Raw genomic sequence first — 673 nt, 5'->3', positions numbered from 1 at the left:
GGACGAACCTCTGTACGTCCGCATGTACTACCGCCTGCTGTGCATCAAGGCGAAGGACAAGGCCTACATCGTGCATACGTCGGACAGCGCCATTCTGCCCGTAGTGGCCTACTACGAGCATCACAGGCGCCTTCCCCACCTGCCCGAAGCCTACTATTATGCCGGCCGCGTGTATAGCGACTTGGGCGATGCGCCACAGGCGTTGGCCTATTTTCTGCGGGCACTCGACGTGATGCGCGAGGATAAGGATCGGGTGGATATGACGGTGAAAAAGCTGGTCCTTTCGCAGATGGGGACGTTGTTCAAAAGGCAGAATCTTTATCCCGAAGCGTTGGAAGTGTACAGACAAAGCTTCCAGTGCAAAATCTTACTTCAGGATAGTGTGGGCATGATATATAGTAACAGGGATATCGGTCATACTTTTGTGCTTTTGGAACAACGGGACAGTGCTTTATATTATTATCAGCGTGCCTATCAGTTAAGTCTTTTATTGGGTAAGAAGGCTTTAGGGAATGGAATACAATCTTTGATAGCACGTTTATATACGGAAGAAGGGAATTACGAAGCAGCTCGCCGTTCGTTGCAAATCGCTTTACAGGATGTCCCAAAAAGTGAGAGGAGTGGTACTTACTATACTGCAGCACGATTTTATCATTTTATTAATGAAAAAGAT

The 673-nt window shown here is 47.8% G+C and carries 1 protein-coding gene; it reads left to right on the top strand.

Annotated elements, in window-relative coordinates:
* A partial coding sequence (locus QVP67_RS08585; protein ID WP_288180050.1) for a tetratricopeptide repeat protein occupies positions 1-673 on the top strand: 673 nt, incomplete at both ends.

The sequence above is a fragment of the Bacteroides sp. CAG:633 genome (assembly GCF_000435115.1).
Lineage (GTDB): Bacteria > Bacteroidota > Bacteroidia > Bacteroidales > Bacteroidaceae > Bacteroides > Bacteroides ndongoniae.
The sequence above is the reverse complement of the archived record's forward strand: the minus strand, read 5'-3'. Positions and strand labels throughout refer to the sequence as shown.